This is a genomic window from Clostridia bacterium (assembly GCA_014360065.1).
Taxonomy (GTDB): Bacteria; Bacillota; DSM-521; order Neomoorellales; family JACIYF01; genus JACIYF01.
In genome coordinates, this window is sequence record JACIYF010000115.1 from 1 (window position 1) to 7,674 (window position 7,674).

Here is a 7,674-nt window from a genome sequence, read left to right on the forward strand (position 1 = left end):
GAATGCGGTGGTGCTGGCTTTTTCGCCGTAGGCCATCCGGCCCCAAGATAAGCTGCGGCTGCTATCCGATCCCCAAAGGCGGACCGGGCTCGTGGAACGAGCCCGGTCCGCCGGGGTGGAAAACATTCTGGTAGACGTGGGTGTCCTCGACCTCCAGAGCACCGCCTGGAGCGCCCTGGCTATCCGCGAGGTTAAAGAGCGGCTGGGCTTACCTTGCGGCTGCGCTCCCTCCAATGCCTTATTTAGCTGGCAAAAACACCACCGCCAGCGGCTAGCCCGCGAAGATGCCCTCAGCGCCACCGGAGCTGCCGTTTATAGCCTACCCATCAATTGGGGAGCTGACTTCCTCTTCTACGGGCCTATGCGCTGCGCCCCCTGGGTTTACCCCGCCTGCGCGGTGGCAGATGCGCTGGTAGCCTACGGGGCCAAGCTATCCGGTACCCGTCCCCGCCAGTCTACTCATCCTTTGCACCGGATTTAGAGCTAACCAGGTCGTATAGGCAAACCATTAATAGACGCCTCAGTTGGAACCAATGGTCTAGCTGAGGCGCCTTACTTTGGCTGCAGAGTCTTCCCAGGAAAATGCGGCCCAATTGTAGGACCTAAGAGGATTTAAGCCAGTTATGGAGAAAGAACTAAAAGTCCCAATATATATTCATTTTGCCTTATCTACTTAAATTGGTGGGAGTGAGGATTAGGTGCTAATTGTCGGAGAGCTGATCAATACCAGCCGAAAAGCCATCAAGAAGGCCGTGGAGGAAAGGGACGCAGCCTATATCCAGGACTTGACTCGCCAGCAACGCGAGGCTGGAGCCGATTACATCGATGTCAACTGCGCCACCGTGCTCAACGACGAGTTGGGGTCGCTCAGGTGGGCCATCGAAAATATCCAAGCTGCCGGTGGACTCCCCTGTATCGATACCCCCAATCCGGAAGCCATGGATTTGGGGCTATCGCTCACCCAAGGCGGCCAGCCTATGGTCAACTCTCTTTCCGGCGAAAGCGAGCGCTACCGATCGATGCTACCTCTGGTGCTGAAGTACAAAGCCCGGGTAATCGCCCTTTGCCTGGACGACCAGGGAATGCCCAAAAACGCCGACGACCGGGTGCGGGTGGCCAGGAACCTGGTGCAAAACTTGACCGCGGCTGGAGTGCCCATGGGGGATATCTACTTGGATCCGCTGGTGCAACCATTGAGCACCAGCGACAGCGCCGGTCTAGAGGTTCTGGCGGCCATTCGCCAGATCAAAGAGGAATTCCCGGAAACCCATATCATCTGTGGGCTCAGCAACATTTCTTACGGCCTACCCCAGAGAAAGGTCCTGAATCAGGTGTTTATGGTCCAGACCATGACCGCCGGCATGGATGCTTATATCCTCGATCCCCTGGACCGGAGCATGATGGGCTTCCTGCGAGCCTCCCAGGCTCTGCTGGGCCAGGACCCCTTCTGCATGAACTACCTCGCCGCCTTCCGTCAGGGGCTATACGAAAAGGCAGGAGCCTAGTTGCCGAACCGCGGCTAGGCGGCTGACTACTATAGGGACCAAAAAGGATCCTGAAATTCAGCTACCTGTCAGGCTAGACAGATGCAGGCTGACCGGTGCGATTGTCCAGCACGCGCACCCATAGTACGGGGTTATCAGGCTGGATGTAAATAGGTTGGCCTGGGGCCTGGTGGGCGCGTGGGCGCGGCCCAAACCGCGCCCACCAGGCCCCAGGCTCGAACCTCCCAGCACTATTGGTTCAACAGCTGGAAACAAATAGTTGCCGGCCTTCCCGGCTTACCAAGCGGGGCCACCATAGGCAGTCCTTCCCCCTTGGTAAGCATTCTCAAAACTTTATTATCGCGCCCTGGTCGGCAGAGCTCACCAGCCGCTCATACAGGGCCAGGTATCCTTTCTGGAACTTAGGGGCCGGAGGTTTCCATTGACTCAACCTCCTCTGGATCTCCCGCTCATCCACGTGGAGCTCCAACCGCCGGTTGGGGATATCCACGGTAATCCGGTCGCCCTCCTCCACCACGGCCAGGGGGCCACCACTCGCTGCCTCGGGAGAAACGTGCCCCACGAAGCAACCGTTATTGGTGCCCGAAAAGCGCCCATCGGTCACCAGGGCCGTATGCTTGGCCAGCCCTAGGCCATAGAGATATTTCATAGCCTTATACATCTCCCGCATGCCGGGCCCACCCTTGGGACCTTCGTAGCGGATAACCACCACATCGCCCTTCCGAATCCGCCCGGAAAGGATAGCCTCTTCAGCTTGTTCTTCCGAGTCAAATACCCGAGCCGTGCCGGTAAAGGTCCAAACCGCCGGATCGATGGCCGCGGGTTTAGCTATAGCTCCAGCCGGCGCCAAGTTACCCCGCAGGACCGCCAAGCCACCATCAGCTCTAAAGGGCGATTCTACAGTACGGATAACTTCTCGGTTGACCGCTCCCCAGCCCGAGCCCCGGTAGGCAGCCAAGTTCTCCTCTACTGTCTTCCCGGTAACCGTCAGCGCATCCAGGTGCAAGAGGTTCCCTAGCTCAGTCATTACCTGGGGAATGCCGCCGGACTGATAGAAATCCACCATATTGTATTTGGAAGCCGGGTTGAGCTTGGCCAAATAGGGAGTCTCGCGGCTAAGCTGATCAAAACGGTCCAGCCCTAGCTCCACTCCCGCCTCGTAGGCAATGGCAGGAAGGTGGAGGGCGGCGTTGGTGGAGCCGCCAATGGCCATGCATACCCGAATGGCATTGTCCAGCGACTTGGAATTGATGATCTGGCGGGCGGTGATGCCGCGGCGAACTAGCTCTACGATGGCTTGGCCGGTAGCCTGGGCAGCCCGCATCCGGTCAGCGTAGACTGCCGGTATCAGCGCCGAACCCGGCAGCGACATGCCCATAGCTTCAGCTAGAGAACACATGGTATTGGCGGTGCCAAGGTAGGCACAGGAGCCGCAGCTGGGCCCACAAACGTCCTCCAGGGCCTCAAACTCCGCCTCGGAGATGCGGCCGGATTTCAGCATACCCACCGCTTCCGACAGGGTGGTCATATCGCTGGCTCGCCCGTCGAATTCTCGGCCACCCAGCATGGGTCCGCCAGCAATCAAGATGGCCGGTAAATCCAGCCGGGCCGCCGCCATCAGCATGCCGGGCACGATCTTATCGCACGATCCCAACAGCACCATGCCATCCAGGCGGTGGGCCTGAATCATCACCTCAATGCTATGGGCCACCAGCTCTCGAGCTGGCAGAATATAGTGCATGCCATCATGGCCCTGGGCAATGCCATCGCAAGGGGCAAGGATGCCAAATTCCACCGGGGTACCCCCGGCCCGGTAGATCCCTGACCGCACGTATTCAGCCACTTCGCGCAAATTGTAATGTCCAGGTACCACTTGGTTCCAACTGTTAACCACGGCAATTAACGGCCGGGAGAGATCATCATCGGAATAGCCCATGGTTTTATAAGTGCCGCGGTTAAGCAACCATTCAGGACCGTTTAAGATATCTTGGCTTCGAAAATGCACTGACTGGTTCCTCCCTTAAGGTTTCAAATAATGCACCATTGTTGCTCAAAACCTAAAAATTTGCGCCCTGACATCAAGGCTCTAGCTGCCTCGATAGCCTAGAGATCGGGATACCTGGCTTGAGGTATCAGTAACCAAGGCTATGGCCCGCCGCAGCCGCTCACCAGTCAGGCGGGCAGCTGGACCCGAGATGCTCATGGCGGCCACCGCCTTGCCCTCCCGGTCATATATGGGCGCCGCCACGCAACGCAAGCCCTCCATCAGCTCTTCGTTGTCAATGGCGTACCCGCGTTGGTGCACCCGCTCCAGCTCCTCTTCCAGCATTTAAACAGTTAACTTCGTCAAAATCTTCTATTTCCCTTTCGGAGTTCCTGGAAATCATTCGTCCATAGCGAATTTGTTGAATCCGCCACCTTCATACCGGCGGGTGCTGTATGATGGTTAGCTCAGGTTGGCAAGACGCCGCCCTTACGGCCAAGGCTTCGAGAATCGTTGCCCTAGTTGAAGAAAGGTTGTCGGCGTCGGCGTGACTGCACCAAAAAGGGAGGCCAATCGCCTTGGCCTCCCTCGCTTCTTATTGACACTATCCGGCCCAACTTTATCTCCGCAGGCGGGCTACCTGCCGTTGGTTCCGGTGGGCAATGATGCTGCGATTCCACCCGCTGTCGACTGGTTAGCAGCAGAAGCCTGCGCTTGCCGTTTTTCCCAAATTGGCCGTGACTTGGCTTCCCAGGCGGCTGAGCGCTGGTCCAGGAAGTCAGCGATAGGTCCACTCAGAGCCGTCTCTGCTCCTGGATGGGTGGCCTCAGCGCCAGACTCGCTGACGATATCTCGCAACGCCTGGGGCACATCGATGAGCGGGCAGGGAGTTAGCAGGTTCTCGCTAAAGGGTTGCCGTTTTTGGTAAGCCCGGAAAAGGGGCGAATCCAAAACCTCCTTAAGGCTCTTGTTGAGGATATTGTCCACAGAAAAGTGGACAAAGGCGCACGGCTCTACCGCTCCCGAGGCGGTGATGTGGAAATAACGGCGGCCGCCAGCAATGCATCCTTCGGTTAGCTCTCCATCGTTCCAAAAATCGGCAATCAAGAAAGGCTTCTGGGTGCGGATGGTACGGATACGATCCACCAGATAGGCCCTCTGCTCCGGGGTCACCATAAGCCTCACATCTGGATCCCGGCCGATGGGTATGTAATGGAAGGACCACCCATAGGATACGCCCTTTTCAATTAGGAAATCAATAAACTCATCGGAAGTGACCTCATAAACGTTCTCGCTGGTGAGGGTGAGCGAAACCCCAAAGGGAACCCCGCGCTGGCGCAACCGCTCCATGACCGCCATCACCTTGTCAAATACACCTTTGCCCCGGCGGGCATCGGTGCGCTCCCGGTCTCCCTCCAGGCTAATGGCGGGAGAAACGTTGCCCACCTCTACCAGCCGGTCAGCCACCGCATCGCTGATAAGCGTCCCATTGGTATAGAGCATAAATACCATATCGCTGTGTTTGGCCGCCAGATCCAGGAGATGAGGGTAAAGGAACGGTTCCCCGCCGGACATAACGATCCAGTAGATGCCCAATTCTTTTGCTTCCCGCAAAATCCGGTCTAAAACCTCCGGGGGCAAACTGTCGTGCTTTCGGTATTCACCTGCCCAGCACCCAGTGCACCGCAAGTTGCAAGCGCTAGTTGGATCTATGAGAATAGTGTGAGGGACATTAATGCCTAGTTGCTCCGAAACCTTCCTTTGCTTGGGCACTCCAAAAAACATGGAATTGAAGAAGAAATTGTAGAGCAACCGCTTGCGGATATTGGGATGAAACTCCCGGGTAGCCCGGTTAACATAATATGAGGCCACAGGATTAGTCTGATATGCTTCCCGCAAGTCGGCAATCATCTGTTTGTGATAAGGCGTTGGAACCAAGCGTTCAGCTAAATTAAGTAACTTGATTACATTTCTATCCGCATCCCTCCCCAGGTAGCTTAGAAGTTGGCCCAGCGCTCTCTCGCCGATAAACTGTCTGGCGAACTGAAAATCAGGCATGCCGGCCCCTCCTTTAAATTATTCTTAAAAACCCATAAGACCAAAAAGATCGATTCATAATATAGCCCATATGGTTATAACTGTCAACGTGCCCAACCTTCCAAGACCCTTCCCTTACCGCCCTTAGTTTACCCCTTGGCTTTCACATTATTGACTTTCGCAGAAAGCTCTCTGAGGCTTGACGCACCCCAATCGCGCTGAGATAATGAAATTAGGGTCGAAATCCGGAGGTGGTATGGTTGGCTCTGACCCGTCGTCGCCAGCAGTTCCTGGCCCAGGTGGTAAAGCTTTATCAAGAGAAGCAGGAGCCGGTACATTATGAGATAGTGGCAGAGGCCCTTGGAGTATCCCGGTGGACAGCTTATGACATGCTCAAGGCCTTGGAGCAGCAGGGGCTGCTAGAGGCGCAATACATAGTTAAGCTGGGGTCAAAGCTTCCAGGACGTTCCATGGTTCGCTTTCGCCCCACCTCCAAAGCCTATGGTTTTGTCTCTTCCCCCGGCCCTTCCGATGACTGGCATACCATCAAGGAACAGCTTTTATCTTCACTCCGCCAGACGTTAGGCCGGCTGCAAGCACGCGGGGGGTCGAAGAGCGACGATGCTTCCCGGTTAGCCCAGTGGATGTTGGATGAGGGGACAGGCCAACAGAGTCCATTGAATAGCAGCGCCTACACTTTGGCCGCTCTGGTCATTTCCTTAAGAGCATTGGGAGAAAGAGGCACCAACCTGGGGCAACGCCTCATCGCCGCTTCCTCGCGGCCGGAACTGGGCTTGGCCACCTTTGCCGGCACCGCCTTGGGATCCCTGACCCGCACTGCCACCAGCTTCAACCTGGTAAGCCAAGCGGCTGAAAAGGTGAGACAACTGACCGAATCGCTGGCCAAGATTGCCCCTCAAGAGCTGCTCAAACTCAAGCGTTTTCTGGAAGAAGCTCTACGGGTGGGACAATAGTCCAGGCAGTTGCTTCCGAAAAGGCAACCCCCCAACCCTCCAGCAAGCCGCCATAAGGTCGGAATCATCAATGCCATCTAGGTGGCCATGGATTAAGGCTGCCGCTAGGGTTTGGCAGTTGAGACCAGATTGTCGCTACGAGGGCGAGCTAGGCGAGCAACGACGATGCTGACCTCATAGAGGATAAGGAGCGGTGCAGCCATGCATAGCTGGGAAATGGGATCGCCGCCCGGAGTGATGGCTGCGGAAATAACAAAGATAGCCACCACCGCCACTTTGTTGTGTCTTTGTAACCAGTCTGAGCTGACTACTCCCCAGCGAGCCAGAAAATAGATAGCCAACGGCATTTCAAACGCCAGGCCAAAGGGCACTAAAAAGGCAATTAGAAAGGAAACATAGTTGCCAATGGATAGCATGGGCGCCAGTTCCGGCCCGCCAATTACCAAAAGAAAGCGGGCGGCGAATTTAAATACGGTCAAATAGGCAAAGCTTGCGCCCAACCCAAATAGGATTAGCGAGGAGAAGACAATTAAGAGCACTATCCGCTTCTCGCCAGGGCGCAAGGCGGGAGCGACAAAACTCCACAGCTCCCAAAGGATAACCGGTAAGGCCAAGATGAATCCCGCCAACAGCGAGAGCTTAATCTGGGTCATAAAAGCTTCGCCCAAGCCGATATAAACCAGCTTGACCTCCAGCCCCTTTAAAGGGCCGGTAACTAAGTCTAAGAGCTGCTGGCGAAAAAAGCCATAGGCAATGCCAGTGGTAACTGCCATGGCCAAGGCGGAAATCACCAACACACGCCGCAGCTCCTCGAGATGTTCCCATAGGGTCATCTGTTTATCCATAATTATCAACCTTGCTTTCCCGGCTGGGCAGCCTCTTGCCCCGCGGTCAGCGTCATCTCCCTGCTTGCCGAGCCGCTAGGCCCATGGCTGACTGGGCTGGTACTGACAACCGCGCCAGCAGCCGAGTAACCACCGCTCTGTCCTTGGCCTTGACCTGCCCCTGGAGCCTGCGGGTTATCTAAACCCAGGTCGATGCTGTTTTTGAGGTCCTGAGACGCCTTGCGGAATTCCCGTACCGCCGCACCTATGGTTCGCCCTATCTCGGGAAGCTTCTTGGGACCAAAAATAATCAGCGCCACCACCAAAATAAGAATCAGCTCGGTGGGACC

Annotated in this window: 8 protein-coding genes; 3 read left to right on the forward strand and 5 right to left on the reverse strand. The window is 56.2% G+C overall.

Going from position 1 to position 7,674, the window contains the following annotated elements:
• Positions 1 to 91: 91 nt before the first annotated feature.
• Both H5U02_12665 and H5U02_12670 read left to right on the forward strand, forming a co-directional pair.
• On the forward strand, positions 92 to 481 hold the full coding sequence (locus tag H5U02_12665) for a hypothetical protein (GenBank protein MBC7343271.1): 390 nt from the start codon (positions 92 to 94) through the stop codon (positions 479 to 481).
• Positions 482 to 698: 217 nt separating this feature from the next.
• Entirely contained in the window at positions 699 to 1,505 is an 807-nt protein-coding gene (locus H5U02_12670; GenBank protein MBC7343272.1) for a methyltetrahydrofolate cobalamin methyltransferase, read from the forward strand.
• Positions 1,506 to 1,830: 325 nt separating this feature from the next.
• On the opposite strand, the gene ilvD is transcribed toward H5U02_12670, so the two are convergent.
• From ilvD to H5U02_12685, 3 genes are all read right to left on the reverse strand, one after another.
• Entirely contained in the window at positions 1,831 to 3,510 is a 1,680-nt protein-coding gene (gene ilvD, locus H5U02_12675) for a dihydroxy-acid dehydratase (protein MBC7343273.1), read from the reverse strand.
• An 81-nt stretch (positions 3,511 to 3,591) separates the two neighbouring features.
• Entirely contained in the window at positions 3,592 to 3,834 is a 243-nt protein-coding gene (locus H5U02_12680; protein MBC7343274.1) for a hypothetical protein, read from the reverse strand.
• Between the two features lie 291 nt (positions 3,835 to 4,125).
• Entirely contained in the window at positions 4,126 to 5,547 is a 1,422-nt protein-coding gene (locus H5U02_12685) for a radical SAM protein (protein ID MBC7343275.1), read from the reverse strand.
• A 239-nt stretch (positions 5,548 to 5,786) separates the two neighbouring features.
• On the opposite strand from H5U02_12685, the gene H5U02_12690 reads away from it, so the two are divergent.
• Complete coding sequence (locus H5U02_12690) at positions 5,787 to 6,500, forward strand: hypothetical protein (GenBank protein ID MBC7343276.1); 714 nt, start codon at positions 5,787 to 5,789, stop codon at positions 6,498 to 6,500.
• 104 nt (positions 6,501 to 6,604) lie between these two features.
• Here H5U02_12690 and tatC read toward each other — a convergent pair whose 3' ends face one another.
• Both tatC and H5U02_12700 read right to left on the reverse strand, forming a co-directional pair.
• Positions 6,605 to 7,345 carry a twin-arginine translocase subunit TatC gene (tatC, locus tag H5U02_12695; GenBank protein MBC7343277.1) on the reverse strand — a complete coding sequence of 247 codons (741 nt, stop codon included), beginning with the start codon at positions 7,343 to 7,345 and terminating at the stop codon, positions 6,605 to 6,607.
• 5 nt (positions 7,346 to 7,350) lie between these two features.
• Positions 7,351 to 7,674: twin-arginine translocase TatA/TatE family subunit (locus H5U02_12700; GenBank protein MBC7343278.1), on the reverse strand; the 324-nt coding region annotated here is incomplete at its 5' end.